The organism is Bacillus sp. SIMBA_026 (assembly GCF_046535335.1).
GTDB classification, from domain to species: Bacteria; Bacillota; Bacilli; order Bacillales; family Bacillaceae; genus Bacillus; species Bacillus velezensis.
Genome location: NZ_JAWRWX010000081.1, coordinates 1 through 308, shown reverse-complemented (window position 1 = coordinate 308; position 308 = coordinate 1). Strand labels below are relative to the sequence as shown.

Sequence of the window (308 nt, the reverse complement as noted above, 5' to 3'; positions counted from 1 at the left end):
AGTGACCACCATAGATCTGAGGTTTTCATATTCATGAATATTTCTATCGCTCTCATTCAAATCAATTTCAGGAATACTATGTAAAGCCTTTCTGTAAAAGATTACCGCTTTCATCAAGTCATCTGAGTACCACTTTACAGTTCGAGCTTCAAAGAGAACAGAGTAGCAATTTGCTACTGCATAAAAGTAGTGGGCTTCATACAACGGATGCTCAAACTCAAAATTTTGCTCTGTTAGAGTTTCCACTAACTTTACCAACGAGTCAAAATCTCTGGCTATGATGTGACGATCGACCTTTTCGCTGAACT

General features: G+C 38.0%; 1 protein-coding gene. It reads right to left on the bottom strand.

The window, feature by feature from the left end; all coding sequences use genetic code 11:
• A partial coding sequence (locus SB847_RS20760) for a hypothetical protein (RefSeq protein WP_410578467.1) occupies nucleotides 1–308 on the bottom strand: 308 nt, incomplete at both ends.